Raw genomic sequence first — 15,257 nt, 5'->3', positions numbered from 1 at the left:
GAATACTATGAGTCTGAATTTCCTTGATTTCGAACAGCCGATTGCTGAGCTGGAAGCGAAAATCGATTCTCTGACAGCGGTAAGCCGTCAGGATGAAAAACTGGATATTAACATCGACGAAGAAGTGCATCGTCTGCGCGAAAAAAGCGTAGAACTGACGCGCAAAATCTTTGCCGATCTCGGCGCATGGCAGATCGCGCAGCTGGCGCGTCATCCACAGCGTCCGTACACCCTGGATTATGTCCGCCTGGCGTTTGACGAATTTGACGAACTGGCAGGCGACCGCGCATACGCTGACGATAAAGCTATCGTTGGCGGTATCGCGCGTCTGGATGGACGTCCGGTGATGATCATTGGTCACCAGAAAGGCCGTGAAACCAAAGAGAAGATCCGTCGTAACTTCGGTATGCCAGCACCAGAAGGCTACCGTAAGGCCCTGCGTCTGATGGAGATGGCTGAGCGTTTCAATATGCCAATCATCACCTTCATCGACACGCCGGGTGCATACCCAGGCGTAGGCGCGGAAGAGCGCGGCCAGTCTGAAGCCATCGCACGCAACCTGCGCGAGATGTCTCGTCTGAAGGTACCGGTCATCTGTACCGTTATCGGTGAGGGTGGTTCTGGCGGTGCGCTGGCGATTGGCGTGGGCGATAAAGTGAATATGCTGCAGTACAGCACCTATTCCGTTATCTCCCCGGAAGGTTGTGCGTCCATTCTGTGGAAAAGCGCCGACAAAGCGCCGCTGGCCGCGGAAGCGATGGGCATCATTGCGCCGCGTCTGAAAGAGCTGAAGCTGATCGACACCGTTATCCCGGAACCGCTGGGCGGCGCGCATCGTAAGCCGGAAGTGATGGCTGCTTCCCTGAAAGCACAGCTGCTGGCCGACCTGGCCGATCTGGACGTCCTGAGCAAAGAAGACCTGCTCAACCGTCGTTACCAGCGTCTGATGACCTACGGTTACGCGTAAGCTTCACAATTATCTGAAAAGCCGCACATTGTTGCGGCTTTTTTTATACCTGCCGTTTACCTTAACTATGCTTATCTGATGTTTTTCAAGGAGGTAAACCATGAACATCATTGCCATCATGGGGCCACACGGCGTCTTTTATAAAGACGAGCCCATCAAGGAGCTGGAGCAAGCTCTTAAAGCACGCGGATATCAGCTGATCTGGCCGCAAAACAGCGCCGATCTGCTGAAATTCATCGAACATAATCCGCGCATCTGTGGCGTGATATTCGACTGGGACGAATACGACATGGAGTTGTGCAGCGAGATCAACAGGCTGAATGAATACCTTCCGCTCTACGCCTTTATCAACACCCACTCGACCATGGACGTCAGCGCGCACGATATGCGCATGGCGCTGTGGTTCTTCGAATACTCGCTCGGCGTGGCCGAGGACATTGCGACCCGCATTCAGCAGTACACCGGTGAATACCTGGATAACATCACGCCGCCGTTTACGCGCGCGCTGTTCACCTATGTGAAAGAGGGGAAATACACCTTCTGTACGCCGGGACACATGGCCGGAACGGCCTATCAAAAAAGTCCGGTGGGGTGCCTGTTCTACGATTTCTTCGGCGGCAACACCCTGAAAGCAGACGTGTCGATTTCAGTGACCGAGTTAGGCTCTCTGCTGGATCACACCGGCCCGCATCTGGAAGCTGAAGAGTATATCGCCCGCACCTTTGGCGCCGAGCAGAGCTATATGGTGACCAACGGCACCTCGACCTCGAACAAAATCGTCGGGATGTACGCCGCGCCAACCGGAAGCACGTTGCTGATTGACCGTAACTGCCATAAATCGCTGGCGCACCTGCTGATGATGAGCGACGTCGTCCCGATCTGGCTGTCACCCACGCGTAACGCGCTCGGTATCCTCGGCGGCATTCCGCGCCGGGAGTTCACGCACCAGGCCATCGAAAGTAAGGTTGCGGCGATCCCCGACGCAAGCTGGCCTGTCCATGCGGTAATCACCAACTCCACCTATGACGGTCTGCTGTATAACACGAACTGGATCAAGCAGACGCTGGACGTACCGTCGATCCACTTCGATTCCGCGTGGGTGCCCTATACCAACTTCCACCCGATTTACTCGGGCAAAAGCGGGATGAGCGGCGAGCGCGTGCCGGGCAAGGTCTTTTTCGAAACGCAGTCGACGCACAAAATGCTGGCCGCGTTTTCGCAGGCTTCGTTAATCCATATTAAAGGCGAGTACGACGAGGATACCTTCAACGAAGCCTTTATGATGCACACCACTACCTCACCGAGCTATCCGCTGGTGGCCTCTATCGAGACGGCGGCGGCGATGCTGCGCGGCAATCCGGGTAAACGCCTGATTAACCGCTCGGTGGAACGGGCGCTGCATTTCCGTAAAGAGGTCCAGCGGCTGAAGGATGAGGCCGACGGCTGGTTCTTCGATATCTGGCAGCCGGAAGAGATCGACGAGGCGGAGTGCTGGCCCGTCGCGCCGGGAGAGAGCTGGCACGGCTTCCGGGATGCCGATGCAGACCATATGTTCCTCGATCCGGTTAAGGTGACGATCCTGACGCCGGGGATGGACGAACAGGGCGTGATGGGCGAGGAGGGGATCCCTGCTGCTCTGGTAGCGAAGTTCCTTGACGAGCGCGGCGTGGTGGTGGAGAAGACCGGTCCTTACAATCTGCTGTTCCTGTTCAGCATCGGGATCGACAAAACTCGGGCAATGGGGCTGCTGCGGGGGCTGATGGAGTTCAAGCGCGCCTACGATCTCAACCTGCGGGTGAAGAACATGCTGCCGGATCTCTACGCGGAAGATCCTGACTTTTACCGCAACATGCGCATTCAGGATCTGGCCCAGGGGATCCACCGGCTGATCCGCCAGCACGATCTGCCGCGCCTGATGCTCCAGGCGTTTGACGTCCTGCCTGATATGAAGCTGACGCCGCACAAAGCCTGGCAGCGGCAGGTGAAAGGCGAAGTCGAAACCGTTGAGCTGGAAAATCTGGTCGGGCGGGTATCGGCCAACATGATCCTGCCGTATCCGCCGGGCGTGCCGCTGCTGATGCCGGGTGAAATGATCACCGAGGAGAGCCGGGCGGTGCTCGATTTTCTGCTGATGCTCTGTTCGGTAGGACGTCACTATCCAGGATTTGAAACGGATATCCACGGCGCGAAGCGCGACGAAAACGGCGTGTACTGGGTGCGAGTCCTAAAATAAAGTTGACCGCTTGCATGGTGCGGGTTTTCGGTTGTAACGTTCAGGCATCATAAAAAGGAGAAGCTATGCTGGGTTTAAAAGCGGTTCACCATATTGCGATCATCGCCACCGATTATGCGAAAAGTAAGGCCTTCTACTGCGACATTCTTGGCTTTACGCTCATGAGCGAGGCCTACCGCGAGGAGCGTGACTCCTGGAAGGGCGATCTCGCGCTAAACGGGAAGTATGTGATTGAGCTGTTCTCTTTTCCTTTCCCGCCTTCGCGTCCGTCCCGCCCGGAAGCCTGCGGCCTGCGTCATCTGGCTTTCAGCGTTGATGACCTTGATAGCGCAGTAAAACACCTGGAAGCGCACGGCGTGACGTGCGAGGCGATTCGCGTCGATCCGTTTACCGACAAGCGGTTTACCTTTTTTAACGACCCGGACGGCCTGCCGCTGGAGCTTTACCAGCAGTAATGTTTGTCCTGTGTGATAATGCCCGCTAAGTTCGGGCATTTTTTATGTGTAATTTCCTATGACCTTACCCGCTATCGCACAAGCCGTTTCACCGTACCGCCAGCTGCTGGTGGGGTTTAGCGGTGGCCTGGATTCCACCGTGTTGCTGCATCGCCTTAAGCTCTGGCGCGACCGGGACCCTGGCGTCCAGCTTCGGGCTATACATATCCACCACGGACTAAGCCGTCATGCAGAGGATTGGGTGGCGCACTGTGAAGCCTTGTGTGAGGCGTGGGCTATCCCGCTCATCGTTGAGCGCGTCACGCTTGCTGATGAAGGATTGGGTATTGAGGCGCAGGCGCGTAAAGCCCGCTATACCGCTTTTGCCGGCGTATTGCTGCCCGGCGAAGCGCTGGTCACGGCGCAGCATCTGGACGATCAGTGCGAAACTTTTTTGCTGGCGCTTAAGCGTGGCAGCGGACCCGCGGGGCTTTCCGCCATGCCGGCGCGTTCTGATTTTGCCGGAACGCAATTATTACGGCCGTTGCTTGGCGAGACACGCGCGTCGCTGGAAGCCTGGGCGCGGGAACATCAGCTCAGCTGGATCGAAGATGAGAGCAACCAGGACGATAGCTACGATCGTAACTTCCTGCGTCTGCGCGTCCTCCCGCTTTTAAGCGAGCGCTGGCCGCATTTCGCCGACGCGACGGCAAGAAGCGCCATGCTGTGTGCCGAACAGGAGAGCCTGCTGGATGAGTTACTCAGCGAGGAGCTGTCTGACCTCATTTCAGAAGACGGAGCGCTGGCAATTGCGCCTCTGGAGGCGATAAGCCCGGCGCGTCGGGCCGCGCTGTTACGTCGCTGGCTCGCCACGCATCATGCTGCGATGCCGTCGCGGGCAATGCTTAGCCGTATCTGGGACGAAGTCGCGCAGGCGCGGGAAGATGCTTCCCCCTGCGTACACCTGAGTGGATATGAGGTCAGACGCTATAAAGGCAAACTCTGGTGGGTAAAATACTCCCCCTCGCTGACCGATGTGGTGCTTCACTGGACCTCACCAGAGGCACCGCTGATATTGCCCCAGGACGCGGGGAGTGTCTCTCTGATGCCGACTGGCCATGTGCGTCTGCCAAAGCCCGGTGAACCCGTCAGCGTGCGCTTTAAGGCTGGCGGCTTGCTGCATATCGTCGGACGCAACGGGGGACGGAAACTGAAAAAGATATGGCAGGAGTACAACGTGCCGCCGTGGCTGCGCGACACCACGCCGCTGCTGTTCTACGGTGAAACGCTGATTGCTGCTGCAGGGGTGTTCATCACGGAAGAGGGGTGGACAGAAGAGGGTGCCAGCTTCGAGTGGCGGAAAGCGTAACGGGCAGCCCGGCTGCCCGTTAATGTCATCAGGATTCGCTCACCACGACGGTGCCGATTTGCGGGTGGCTGAAGCTGGCTATTTTGTCCAGACGCAGCTCGCGCGTCGCACCGGCATCTTCCACGACCAGGTATTCCACATTCTTGCGTGAAAGCAGATCGCTGGCCTTCGCCTTCAACACTTCGCCATCTTTTAGCTCCAGCGTCAGTATTAAATGATGCTGGCAGGCGAGTTCGAGGTTGTCATAGTCATCACAATTGATGGGTTGATAAGTATCATTCATCGACATAATCGCTCACCAGTAAATTCGCCGCAGCATACGCTGCTTTTTCCCTGACCGACTCTGAAAGGCTCTCATCAGAGGCCACTTCATTAAGCACCTTCAATACACAGCCCAACGCGTCCGGGACATACCCCAGATCTCCGCTGGCGATTTCCGCATACCGTTTGCGAATTAACTCACAATAATTATTCACATCCCCTCCCGCCAGCGCACTGACTTACTGTGAGATATCATTAAGCCTACGAAGATAAACTCGGTTTAGCAAGGTGACTATACCATACTCATTTAAGCAATATCAGCGCCTTGATAGCGGTGTATTTATTACTCCGTAACAGCCTTTTGCCTCCGTTTTCGCTACAATGTGCGGCTGATTCGAATGGAGTTCTCTCATGGCGCTGAAAGCGACAATTTATAAAGCAGTGGTCAACGTGGCCGATCTTGATCGCAACCAGTTTCTGGACGCGTCGCTTACGCTGGCACGCCACCCCTCCGAAACCCAGGAGCGTATGATGCTGCGCCTGCTGGCGTGGATTAAGTATGCTGATGAACGTCTGCAGTTTACCCGTGGGTTAAGCGCGGAAGACGAGCCTGAAGCCTGGCTGCGCAACGACCATCTGGGGATCGATTTATGGATTGAACTCGGTCTGCCGGACGAGCGCAGGATTAAAAAGGCGTGTACTCAGTCTGCGGAAGTGGCGTTATTCGCCTATAACCAGCGCGCGGCGGAGATTTGGTGGCAGCAAAATAAGAATAAATGCGCGCAGTTTAAAAATCTCGCCGTCTGGTATCTGGATGATGAACAGCTGGCGCAGCTGAGTGAGTTCGCCAGCCGGACGATGGCGCTGCAGGCAACGATCCAGGACGGAGCCATCTGGCTTTCTGATTCTCAGAATAATCTGGAAATTCATCTGACAGCCTGGCAGCCTGCGCCATGATCGTCTTGTCCCGAAACGTCAGTATCCCTGATAGCGAGCTGGAGATCGCCGCCATCCGTGCTCAGGGCGCGGGCGGGCAGCACGTCAACAAGGCGTCGACGGCTATCCATTTGCGTTTTGACATTCGGGCATCAAGCCTGCCAGAGTATTATAAAGAAAGCCTGCTTGCCGCCAGCCATCATCTGATTACCAGCGATGGCGTGATTGTGATCAAAGCCCAGGAGTACCGCAGCCAGGAATTAAACCGGGAAGCGGCGCTAGCCAGGCTGGTGGCGGTCATCAAAGAGTTAACGGCAGTACAAAAAAGCCGCCGGGCAACGCGGCCAACCCGCGCATCGAAAGAGCGTCGGCTGTCCTCGAAAGCCCAAAAATCCACAGTGAAAGCATTACGCGGTAAAGTTCGTCGCCCGATGGAGTGACGAAAGGGAACACAATTTTCATAAGGAATTCATTGTGAAAAAAGCATTATTTTCAGCGCTGGCAGTGAGTACATTGTTTGCGCTTTTCGGGTGTAACAACCGTTCTGAAACGCAGGTTTTGCAGCCAGCGCAGAATGAAGAGTTAAAGCCAATGCAGCAGAGCTGGCGCGGCGTATTGCCTTGCGCGGACTGCGAAGGCATTGAAACGTCACTGTTCCTGCAAAAAGACGGTACCTGGGTGATGAACCAGCGCTACCAGGGCGCGAAAGAACCCTCTTCATTCGCCACCTACGGGACATGGGCGCGTACGGCGGAGAAGCTGGTCCTGACGGATACCTCCGGTGACAAAACCTGGTTCCGCCCAAAAGGTGAGAACATGGAAATGCTCGACCGGGAAGGCAATCCGATTGAATCCCAGCTCAACTACACGCTGACGCCGGTGAAAGCGTCGCTGCCAGCCACGCCAATGGCGATGCGGGGGATGTATTTCTATATGGCGGATGCGGCGATCTTTACTGACTGCGCTACCGGTAAGAAAGTCAGCGTGGCAAACAATGCGCAGCTGGAACGTGATTACGCCGTGGCGCGCGGCAATGACAGCAAGCCGGTATTGCTGACGGTTGACGGCCACTTTACGCTGGAGCCAAACCCGGATAGCGGGGAGATGGTGAAAACGCTGGTGGCAGATAAAGACGCGAAGTTTGTCGCGGGTAAAGACTGTAACAGTAAATAAATTGACGTTGAGCCATTAAAAAACCCCGCCAGAGCGGGGTTTTTTGTTTAGCCTTTGATGGCTTTCACCAGGTAATCAAGAATATCGCCGGTCTTGATCATCTGTTTTTCGCCGCTGCGACGGTATTTGTATTCAATCTCATCGCTGTCGAGGTTACGGTCGCCGATGACGACGGTGTGCGGGATACCGATCAGTTCCATATCGGCAAACATCACGCCCGGACGCTCTTTACGGTCATCCATCAGCACTTCGATACCCTGAGCGCGCAGCTCGGCGTACAGCTTCTCGGCCAGCTCCTGCACGCGGTAAGACTTGTGCATGTTCATTGGCAGAATGGCCACCTGGAACGGCGCGATGTTGTCCGGCCAGACGATGCCGCGCTCGTCGTAGTTCTGCTCGATGGCCGCAGCCACCACGCGCGTTACCCCGATACCGTAGCAGCCCATGGTCAGGATCTGGTTACGGCCATCTTCACCCTGAACGGCGGCGTTCAGCGCACGAGAGTATTTATCACCCAGCTGGAAGATGTGGCCCACTTCGATACCGCGCTTGATCATCAGCGTACCCTGGCCGTCCGGGCTTGGGTCGCCTGCAACCACGTTACGGATGTCTGCCACTTCTGGCGTCGCCACGTCGCGATCCCAGTTAATGCCGAAGTAATGTTTACCGTCGATGTTAGCACCCGCGGAGAAGTCGCTCATTGCAGCAACCGTGCGGTCAATAACGACAGGAACCGGCATATTCACCGGACCGAGAGAGCCTGGGCCGGCATTCACGACGGCGCGGATTTCCGCTTCCGTGGCGAACGTCAGCGGGCTGGCGACCTGCGGCAGCTTTTCGGCTTTCACTTCGTTCAGTTCATGATCGCCACGCACCAGCAGGGCAACCAGCGGGTAAGCGCTGCCTTCGGTGGATTTCACCAGCAGCGTTTTCACGGTTTTCTCGACTGGCAGACTGAACTGCTCAACCAGCTCGGCGATGGTTTTCGCATTTGGCGTATCAACCAGCGTCATCTCTTGCGTTGCCGCGCCGCGAGGTTCTTTTGGTGCCAGCGCTTCTGCAAATTCGATGTTCGCCGCGTAGTCTGAAGAGTCAGAGAAGATCACATCGTCTTCACCGCTCTGCGCCAGAACCTGGAACTCATGGGACGCGCTACCGCCGATGGAGCCGGTATCAGCCTGCACAGCGCGGAAATCCAGACCCATGCGGGAGAAGATTTTGCTGTAAGCCTCGTACATTTTGTCGTAGGTCTCTTGCAGCGATTCCTGTGACGTATGGAAAGAGTAGGCATCTTTCATCAGGAATTCGCGAGAGCGCATCACGCCGAAACGTGGGCGCACTTCGTCACGGAACTTGGTCTGGATCTGGAAGAAGTTCAGCGGCAGCTGTTTGTAAGAGCTCAGCTCGTTACGAATCAGATCGGTAATGACTTCTTCATGCGTTGGACCGAGAACGAACGGACGCTCGCCGCGATCGACGAAGCGCAGCAGTTCTGGGCCATATTGCTCCCAACGACCGCTCTCCTGCCACAGGTCAGCGGGCTGAACGACGGGCATGGACACCTCGATAGCACCGGCGTTGTTCATCTCTTCACGCACGATGTTTTCGACTTTTTTCAGGACGCGCACGCCGGTCGGCAGCCAGGTGTATAACCCGGAGGCCAGCTTGCGGATCATCCCGGCGCGCAGCATCAGCTGATGGCTGATCACTTCGGCGTCGGCAGGTGTCTCCTTCAGAGTGGAGAGCAGATATTGGCTAGTACGCATGTTGTTACGGTTCCATTTCGACGATTGGAACAGGCTGAAACGCCAGCCTGACACAAAAAAAGTGGTTTAGTTTACCAGTGTGGCAAAGATGCCAAAAGAGAGGAGAACAAAATTACCTGGGTTCAAGGGCAAACACTTCGAAACCTGCCCCAGTGACGCGCCAGCGCACGTTAAAATCCAGCAGCCAGACGGCGTACGTCTTTCCTGCTTCCTCTTCTTTACGGTAGGCCGGACGGGGGTCCTGTGCCAGAACTTCAGTGATGAAATGCCGTAAGCGAGGATAGCGTTTCTCCAGCTGACTCAGCTGTAAGGCTATCTCAGGCGTAAACGAGACTGGCATATCCGCCTGCGGTGCGTCCTGAGCGTAGCTTGCACGCGCATTCGGGAGGGATTCGGCGAAAGGCAAATAGGGTTTAATGTCGATAACCGGCGTGCCGTCAACCAGGTCCAGGCTGCCCAGCTCAAGGATGACCTGATCCTTCTGGCAACGTATGCCTTTCAGTTCAACCAGCGACATCCCGATCGGATTTGGGCGGAAGGTCGAACGAGTCGCAAACACGCCCATTCTCGCATTTCCGCCCAGGCGCGGGGGACGCACGGTGGGACGCCAGCCGCCTTCCATTGTCTGGTGAAAAACAAATACCACCCATAAGTGACTGAAAGACTCGAGCCCGCGTACCGCATCGGCCTGGTTATAAGGTGCCTGAAGATGAAGCTCGCCGCTGCCGCTGGTGACCAGACCGGGCTGGCGGGGCACGGCGAACTTCTCTTTATACGGAGAGTGGATAACGCCTATTTGCTCAAACTGAAATGCACTCATTTCGCCGTAATGTTCAGCGCAGAACCGATGCAAACCGCCTGACGGTAGCAGCCCGGCGTGCCGCTGGTGACTTCGCAGCTGTGCAGCAGCACCGCGTTAGCTTTCATTTTTGCGGCGTTAATCTGCATGCGTTTACGCGCAGTCGGGATATTCGGTGGAGAGTCCTGATTGGTTGCCTGACAGGATTCACCGCTCACTTCACCCAGTTCACGGAACGGTTTGCCGACCAGTTCGTCAGCCTTGGTGATAATGCGAACCGGCGCAGGGCGAACCACTTTCGGTTTTGCAGGCTCTGTTTTTGGCGGGGTTGCCGTGCTTTGAACGGGTTCAACAGGAGATCTGCTTAGCATAGAACAGCCGCTCAGCATGAGTGCTAAAAGACAGATCGGTAAAGCACGCATAATAATTCCTCAATGGATAATCAAAACGTCAGATATTGAATCAGGTGACTGCACAAATGACAAGACGGGCATAAGCCCGTCCTGATGATATTACACTGAGGTGAGATTACCAGCCTTTAACAGCGCCGCCGTTAAACACTTTGTTGGCTTCCTGGTAAACTTCGTCTGACTGATAGGCCTGGACGAACTTCTTCACGTTTTCCGCGTCTTTGTTATCTTCGCGAGTCACGATCAGGTTAACGTACGGAGAGTCTTTATCTTCAACGAAGATACCGTCTTTCGCTGGCGTCAGGCCAATCTGGCTGGCGTAAGTGGTGTTGATAACGGCCAGGGCGATCTGCGCATCGTCCAGAGAACGCGGCAGCTGCGGTGCTTCCAGTTCAACAATTTTCAGATTTTTCGGGTTCTCGGTGACATCCAGAACGGTTGGCAGCAGGCCAACGCCGTCTTTCAGTTTGATCAGGCCCACTTTCTGCAGCAGCAGCAGGGAGCGTCCGAGGTTGGTTGGATCGTTAGGCACGGCTACCTGAGAACCCGGCTGCAGTTCGTCCAGCGATTTAATTTTCTTGGAGTAGCCTGCAATCGGGTAGACGAAGGTGTTACCGACACCTACCAGTTTATAGCCGCGATCTTTGATCTGCTGATCCAGGTATGGCTTATGCTGGAAGGCGTTGGCGTCGATATCGCCTTTGCTCAGCGCTTCGTTCGGCAGAACGTAATCGTTGAAGGTTACGAGCTCAACGTCCAGACCGTATTTTTCTTTCGCCACTTTCTGAGCAACTTCAGCAACCTGCTGTTCTGCACCTACGATAACGCCCACTTTAATATGGTTTGGATCTTTTTCGTCCTGACCGCAACCCACCAGTGCCAGAGAGCCAATCAGCGCGCCTACTGCTGCAAAGGTCTTTAATTTAAACGCCATGTTTTATCCTTAACTCGTCGAGTTTGTGTTGTGTGTAACGTTATTTGTGAGTAACAGCCCGGACGATGCGATCGCCAGAGAACTGGATTAAGTAAACCAGAACAACCAGCAATACCAGAACGGTATTCATCACGGTAGCGTTATATCCAATATAGCCGTACTGATAACCAATCTGTCCTAAACCGCCAGCGCCAACTGCACCGCCCATCGCGGAATACCCTACCAGAGTAATAAGCGTAATCGTTGCCGCGTTCACCAGGCCCGGCAGTGCTTCAGGCAGCAGAACCTTGCGGACGATCTGCATAGGTGTTGCCCCCATTGCACGAGAAGCTTCAATCAAACCGGTTGGGATCTCCAGCAGGGCGTTCTCCACCATACGGGCGATAAACGGCGCAGCGCCTACGGTCAGCGGAACGATAGCCGCCTGCAGACCAATCGATGTGCCGACGATCACGCGGGTAAACGGAATCATCCACACCAGCAGAATAATAAACGGGATGGAACGGAAGATATTCACCAGCGCGGAGAGCGTACGGTAGAGCTTCGCGTTCTCAATGATTTGACCCGGACGCGTCACGTACAGCAGTACGCCTACCGGCAGGCCAATCACAAAACCAAAGAAACCCGATACAAAGGTCATTGCCAGCGTTTCCCAAACGCCGCGAACCAGTAGCCACATCATCGGCTCAGACATAACCCAGTACCTCTACTTTTACATGATGTTCTTGCAGCCAGGCGATTGCGGCCTGGGTTTCTTCTTGAGTGCCGTGCATTTCCGTCAGCATGATGCCGAACTTCACGCCACCGGCGTAATCCATCTGCGCGCTAATAATGTTGTTGTTCACGTTAAAGCGACGCGCGGTTTCGGAAAGCAGAGGGGCATCAACGGACTGACCGGTGAATTCCATACGCAACATCGGGACGCTGTCCGCCGTTGCCTCGGTTTTCAAACGCTCCAGATAATCTTCTGGAATATCCAGATGCAGCGTGGACTGAATAAACTGCTGCGCCAGCGGCGTTTTCGGATGGGAAAACACTTCGCTTACCGTGTCCTGCTCGATCAGTTCACCATTGCTAATGACCGCCACGCAGTCGCAGATGCGTTTCACCACGTCCATCTCGTGCGTAATAAGGAGGATCGTCAGGCCCAGGCGACGGTTAATGTCCTTCAGCAGTTCCAGAATAGAACGCGTGGTGGCCGGATCCAGTGCGCTGGTAGCTTCGTCGCACAGCAGTACTTTTGGGTTGCTGGCCAGCGCGCGGGCAATAGCAACACGCTGCTTCTGCCCACCGGACAGATTTGCCGGGTAGCTATCATGCTTATCACCCAGACCCACGAGGTCGAGCAGTTCGGTAACGCGACGCTTCACTTCTTCTTTCGGCGTGTTATCCAGCTCCAGCGGTAAGGCGACGTTGCCGAACACCGTGCGGGAAGCCAGCAGGTTAAAGTGCTGGAAGATCATGCCAATTTGACGGCGCGCTTTGGTGAGTTCTTTTTCTGAAAGGGCGGTAAGTTCCTGACCGCCAACTTCTACACTGCCCTGGGTTGGGCGCTCAAGCAGGTTAACACAACGGATCAGCGTGCTTTTACCCGCCCCCGATGCGCCAATGACGCCATAAATTTGACCAGCAGGAACATGCAGGCTGACGTTGTTCAGCGCCTGAATGGTTCGGTTCCCCTGCTGGAACACTTTGGTGATATTGGAAAGTTTAATCATTAGATTATTTTTATCGTATGTAAGTTAGCCGTGGCATTTTCTTCTGCCAGATACGGGTGATGACCGTAAACAAAACGGATGTTAAGGCATCCAGACGTCTAAATCAATCCAACTCTGTACGATGAGCACTTTATTGCGCTGCGATTCATGAGATACTAGCTCAACAGGCCTTTTTCAGGAGCAAATCGGTGGCTAAATCAGTACCCGCAATTTTTCTCGACCGTGATGGCACTATTAATGTGGATCACGGTTATGTGCATGAGATCGATGAATTCGAATTTATCGACGGCGTTATAGAGGCAATGCGCCAGCTAAAAGAGATGGGCTATGCGCTGGTGGTCGTAACGAACCAGTCCGGCATCGCGCGTGGTAAGTTCACCGAAGCGCAGTTTGAGACGCTGACGGAGTGGATGGACTGGTCGCTGGCCGATCGCGGGGTCGATCTTGATGGCATTTACTACTGCCCGCACCACCCGCAGGGAACGGTAGAAGAATATCGTCAGACCTGTGACTGCCGTAAACCGCATCCGGGCATGTTTAACTCTGCGCAGGAGTTCTTGCATATTGATATGGCTGCTTCTTATATGGTGGGCGATAAGCTGGAAGATATGCAGGCGGCCGCAGCGGCGGGAGTGGGTACCAAAATATTAGTGCGTACCGGTAAGCCCGTAACGCCAGAAGCAGAAAGTGCAGCGGATTGGGTGATTAATAGTCTGGCAGAGCTGCCAAAAGAGATAAAAAAGCATCAGAAATAGCCTTTTTGGCGAAAAGGTGAGCGGTCGAAATAAAAATGCATATTTCCGCTTGTCATTCCTCGGCAGCTCCCTATAATGCGCCTCCATCGACACGGCGGATGTGAATCACTTCACAGTTAACCCGGTCGGTTGAAGAGAAAAAATCCTGAAATAACGGGTTGACTCTGAAAGAGGAAAGCGTAATATACGCCACCTCGCAACGGTGAGCGAAGGCCGCGTTGCAACTGCTCTTTAACAATTTATCAGACAATCTGTGTGGGCACTCAAAGTGACATGGATTCTTAACGTCGCAAGACGAAAAATGAATACCAAGTCTCTGAGTGAACATACGTAATTCATTACGAAGTTTAATTCACGAGCATCAAACTTAAATTGAAGAGTTTGATCATGGCTCAGATTGAACGCTGGCGGCAGGCCTAACACATGCAAGTCGAACGGTAGCACAGAGAGCTTGCTCTCGGGTGACGAGTGGCGGACGGGTGAGTAATGTCTGGGAAACTGCCTGATGGAGGGGGATAACTACTGGAAACGGTAGCTAATACCGCATAACGTCGCAAGACCAAAGAGGGGGACCTTCGGGCCTCTTGCCATCAGATGTGCCCAGATGGGATTAGCTAGTAGGTGGGGTAACGGCTCACCTAGGCGACGATCCCTAGCTGGTCTGAGAGGATGACCAGCCACACTGGAACTGAGACACGGTCCAGACTCCTACGGGAGGCAGCAGTGGGGAATATTGCACAATGGGCGCAAGCCTGATGCAGCCATGCCGCGTGTATGAAGAAGGCCTTCGGGTTGTAAAGTACTTTCAGCGGGGAGGAAGGCGGTGAGGTTAATAACCTCATCGATTGACGTTACCCGCAGAAGAAGCACCGGCTAACTCCGTGCCAGCAGCCGCGGTAATACGGAGGGTGCAAGCGTTAATCGGAATTACTGGGCGTAAAGCGCACGCAGGCGGTCTGTCAAGTCGGATGTGAAATCCCCGGGCTCAACCTGGGAACTGCATTCGAAACTGGCAGGCTAGAGTCTTGTAGAGGGGGGTAGAATTCCAGGTGTAGCGGTGAAATGCGTAGAGATCTGGAGGAATACCGGTGGCGAAGGCGGCCCCCTGGACAAAGACTGACGCTCAGGTGCGAAAGCGTGGGGAGCAAACAGGATTAGATACCCTGGTAGTCCACGCCGTAAACGATGTCGACTTGGAGGTTGTGCCCTTGAGGCGTGGCTTCCGGAGCTAACGCGTTAAGTCGACCGCCTGGGGAGTACGGCCGCAAGGTTAAAACTCAAATGAATTGACGGGGGCCCGCACAAGCGGTGGAGCATGTGGTTTAATTCGATGCAACGCGAAGAACCTTACCTACTCTTGACATCCAGAGAACTTAGCAGAGATGCTTTGGTGCCTTCGGGAACTCTGAGACAGGTGCTGCATGGCTGTCGTCAGCTCGTGTTGTGAAATGTTGGGTTAAGTCCCGCAACGAGCGCAACCCTTATCCTTTGTTGCCAGCGGT

The 15,257-nt window shown here is 54.8% G+C and carries 16 protein-coding genes and 1 rRNA gene; 9 read left to right on the top strand and 8 right to left on the bottom strand.

Translation table 11 applies throughout. The features are described from left to right. Positions 1–7: 7 nt before the first annotated feature. The 4 genes from accA (at position 8) to tilS (ending at position 5,003) form a co-directional block, all read left to right on the top strand. Positions 8–967, top strand: a complete 960-nt coding sequence (gene accA, locus ACMWL8_RS09775) for an acetyl-CoA carboxylase carboxyl transferase subunit alpha (protein ID WP_013095666.1) — start codon at positions 8–10, stop codon at positions 965–967. A 100-nt stretch (positions 968–1,067) separates the two neighbouring features. Next, positions 1,068–3,200: a lysine decarboxylase LdcC gene (locus ACMWL8_RS09770; RefSeq protein ID WP_028015590.1), complete on the top strand. Its 2,133-nt coding sequence runs from the start codon at positions 1,068–1,070 to the stop codon at positions 3,198–3,200. Positions 3,201–3,265: 65 nt separating this feature from the next. Further along, positions 3,266–3,655: a VOC family protein gene (locus ACMWL8_RS09765; protein ID WP_045259500.1), complete on the top strand. Its 390-nt coding sequence runs from the start codon at positions 3,266–3,268 to the stop codon at positions 3,653–3,655. A gap of 58 nt (positions 3,656–3,713) precedes the next feature. Then, on the top strand, positions 3,714–5,003 hold the full coding sequence (gene tilS, locus ACMWL8_RS09760) for a tRNA lysidine(34) synthetase TilS (protein ID WP_045259501.1): 1,290 nt from the start codon (positions 3,714–3,716) through the stop codon (positions 5,001–5,003). A gap of 28 nt (positions 5,004–5,031) precedes the next feature. On the opposite strand, the gene rof is transcribed toward tilS, so the two are convergent. Together rof and ACMWL8_RS09750 are read right to left on the bottom strand one after the other, a co-directional pair. Further along, positions 5,032–5,292, bottom strand: coding sequence for a Rho-binding antiterminator (gene rof / locus ACMWL8_RS09755; protein ID WP_028015593.1), 261 nt, complete (start codon positions 5,290–5,292; stop codon positions 5,032–5,034). Beyond that, positions 5,279–5,479 carry a YaeP family protein gene (locus ACMWL8_RS09750; protein ID WP_008501889.1) on the bottom strand — a complete coding sequence of 67 codons (201 nt, stop codon included), beginning with the start codon at positions 5,477–5,479 and terminating at the stop codon, positions 5,279–5,281. Before ACMWL8_RS09750 ends, rof begins: the two co-directional genes overlap by 14 nt. Before the next feature lie 196 nt (positions 5,480–5,675). Between ACMWL8_RS09750 and ACMWL8_RS09745 the strand changes: the two genes are divergently transcribed. From ACMWL8_RS09745 to nlpE, 3 genes are read left to right on the top strand one after another with little or no spacing between them, the layout of a single operon-like run. After that, positions 5,676–6,221, top strand: coding sequence for a YaeQ family protein (locus ACMWL8_RS09745; protein ID WP_028015594.1), 546 nt, complete (start codon positions 5,676–5,678; stop codon positions 6,219–6,221). After that, positions 6,218–6,640 (top strand): alternative ribosome rescue aminoacyl-tRNA hydrolase ArfB, encoded by a 423-nt coding sequence (gene arfB, locus ACMWL8_RS09740; RefSeq protein ID WP_045259502.1) that lies wholly within the window; start codon positions 6,218–6,220, stop codon positions 6,638–6,640. The genes ACMWL8_RS09745 and arfB overlap by 4 nt, the downstream gene beginning before the upstream one ends. Positions 6,641–6,674: 34 nt before the next feature. Then, positions 6,675–7,373 carry an envelope stress response activation lipoprotein NlpE gene (gene nlpE, locus ACMWL8_RS09735; RefSeq protein WP_045259503.1) on the top strand — a complete coding sequence of 233 codons (699 nt, stop codon included), beginning with the start codon at positions 6,675–6,677 and terminating at the stop codon, positions 7,371–7,373. A gap of 47 nt (positions 7,374–7,420) precedes the next feature. On the opposite strand, the gene proS is transcribed toward nlpE, so the two are convergent. The 6 genes from proS to metN form a co-directional block, all read right to left on the bottom strand. Further along, positions 7,421–9,139 carry a proline--tRNA ligase gene (proS, locus tag ACMWL8_RS09730; protein WP_028015597.1) on the bottom strand — a complete coding sequence of 573 codons (1,719 nt, stop codon included), beginning with the start codon at positions 9,137–9,139 and terminating at the stop codon, positions 7,421–7,423. Between the two features lie 112 nt (positions 9,140–9,251). Beyond that, positions 9,252–9,959, bottom strand: coding sequence for a tRNA (N6-threonylcarbamoyladenosine(37)-N6)-methyltransferase TrmO (tsaA, locus tag ACMWL8_RS09725; RefSeq protein WP_041911179.1), 708 nt, complete (start codon positions 9,957–9,959; stop codon positions 9,252–9,254). After that, on the bottom strand, positions 9,956–10,360 hold the full coding sequence (rcsF, locus tag ACMWL8_RS09720; protein WP_008501883.1) for an Rcs stress response system protein RcsF: 405 nt from the start codon (positions 10,358–10,360) through the stop codon (positions 9,956–9,958). Before rcsF ends, tsaA begins: the two co-directional genes overlap by 4 nt. Before the next feature lie 106 nt (positions 10,361–10,466). Then, the gene (gene metQ, locus ACMWL8_RS09715) at positions 10,467–11,282 is read right to left on the bottom strand and encodes a methionine ABC transporter substrate-binding lipoprotein MetQ (RefSeq protein WP_014168729.1); all 816 of its coding nucleotides are present in this window, start codon (positions 11,280–11,282) and stop codon (positions 10,467–10,469) included. 40 nt (positions 11,283–11,322) lie between these two features. Further along, complete coding sequence (locus ACMWL8_RS09710; protein WP_003856130.1) at positions 11,323–11,976, bottom strand: methionine ABC transporter permease MetI; 654 nt, start codon at positions 11,974–11,976, stop codon at positions 11,323–11,325. Beyond that, complete coding sequence (gene metN / locus ACMWL8_RS09705; RefSeq protein ID WP_028015600.1) at positions 11,969–13,000, bottom strand: methionine ABC transporter ATP-binding protein MetN; 1,032 nt, start codon at positions 12,998–13,000, stop codon at positions 11,969–11,971. The genes ACMWL8_RS09710 and metN overlap by 8 nt, the downstream gene beginning before the upstream one ends. Before the next feature lie 188 nt (positions 13,001–13,188). Between metN and gmhB the strand changes: the two genes are divergently transcribed. Together gmhB and ACMWL8_RS09695 are read left to right on the top strand one after the other, a co-directional pair. Beyond that, positions 13,189–13,755: a D-glycero-beta-D-manno-heptose 1,7-bisphosphate 7-phosphatase gene (gene gmhB, locus ACMWL8_RS09700; RefSeq protein ID WP_028015601.1), complete on the top strand. Its 567-nt coding sequence runs from the start codon at positions 13,189–13,191 to the stop codon at positions 13,753–13,755. A gap of 369 nt (positions 13,756–14,124) precedes the next feature. Beyond that, a 16S ribosomal RNA gene (locus ACMWL8_RS09695) occupies positions 14,125–15,257 on the top strand; the annotation flags it as partial.

The organism is Enterobacter sp. 04-C-12-SI-ECC, from assembly GCF_047530715.1.
GTDB lineage: Bacteria > Pseudomonadota > Gammaproteobacteria > Enterobacterales > Enterobacteriaceae > Enterobacter > Enterobacter bugandensis.
Note: the sequence above shows the minus strand (reverse complement) of the source record. Positions and strands in the feature narration are given on the sequence as shown.

Bases quoted from the DNA above. Each gene is read 5' to 3' on its own strand.
- accA (WP_013095666.1), top strand. From the start codon at position 8: ATGAGTCTGAATTTCCTTGATTTCGAACAGCCGATTGCTGAGCTGGAA.
- ACMWL8_RS09770 (WP_028015590.1), top strand. From the start codon at position 1,068: ATGAACATCATTGCCATCATGGGGCCACACGGCGTCTTTTATAAAGAC.
- ACMWL8_RS09765 (WP_045259500.1), top strand. From the start codon at position 3,266: ATGCTGGGTTTAAAAGCGGTTCACCATATTGCGATCATCGCCACCGAT.
- tilS (WP_045259501.1), top strand. From the start codon at position 3,714: ATGACCTTACCCGCTATCGCACAAGCCGTTTCACCGTACCGCCAGCTG.
- rof (WP_028015593.1), bottom strand. From the start codon at position 5,292: ATGTCGATGAATGATACTTATCAACCCATCAATTGTGATGACTATGAC.
- ACMWL8_RS09745 (WP_028015594.1), top strand. From the start codon at position 5,676: ATGGCGCTGAAAGCGACAATTTATAAAGCAGTGGTCAACGTGGCCGAT.
- arfB (WP_045259502.1), top strand. From the start codon at position 6,218: ATGATCGTCTTGTCCCGAAACGTCAGTATCCCTGATAGCGAGCTGGAG.
- proS (WP_028015597.1), bottom strand. From the start codon at position 9,139: ATGCGTACTAGCCAATATCTGCTCTCCACTCTGAAGGAGACACCTGCC.
- tsaA (WP_041911179.1), bottom strand. From the start codon at position 9,959: ATGAGTGCATTTCAGTTTGAGCAAATAGGCGTTATCCACTCTCCGTAT.
- rcsF (WP_008501883.1), bottom strand. From the start codon at position 10,360: ATGCGTGCTTTACCGATCTGTCTTTTAGCACTCATGCTGAGCGGCTGT.
- metQ (WP_014168729.1), bottom strand. From the start codon at position 11,282: ATGGCGTTTAAATTAAAGACCTTTGCAGCAGTAGGCGCGCTGATTGGC.
- ACMWL8_RS09710 (WP_003856130.1), bottom strand. From the start codon at position 11,976: ATGTCTGAGCCGATGATGTGGCTACTGGTTCGCGGCGTTTGGGAAACG.
- metN (WP_028015600.1), bottom strand. From the start codon at position 13,000: ATGATTAAACTTTCCAATATCACCAAAGTGTTCCAGCAGGGGAACCGA.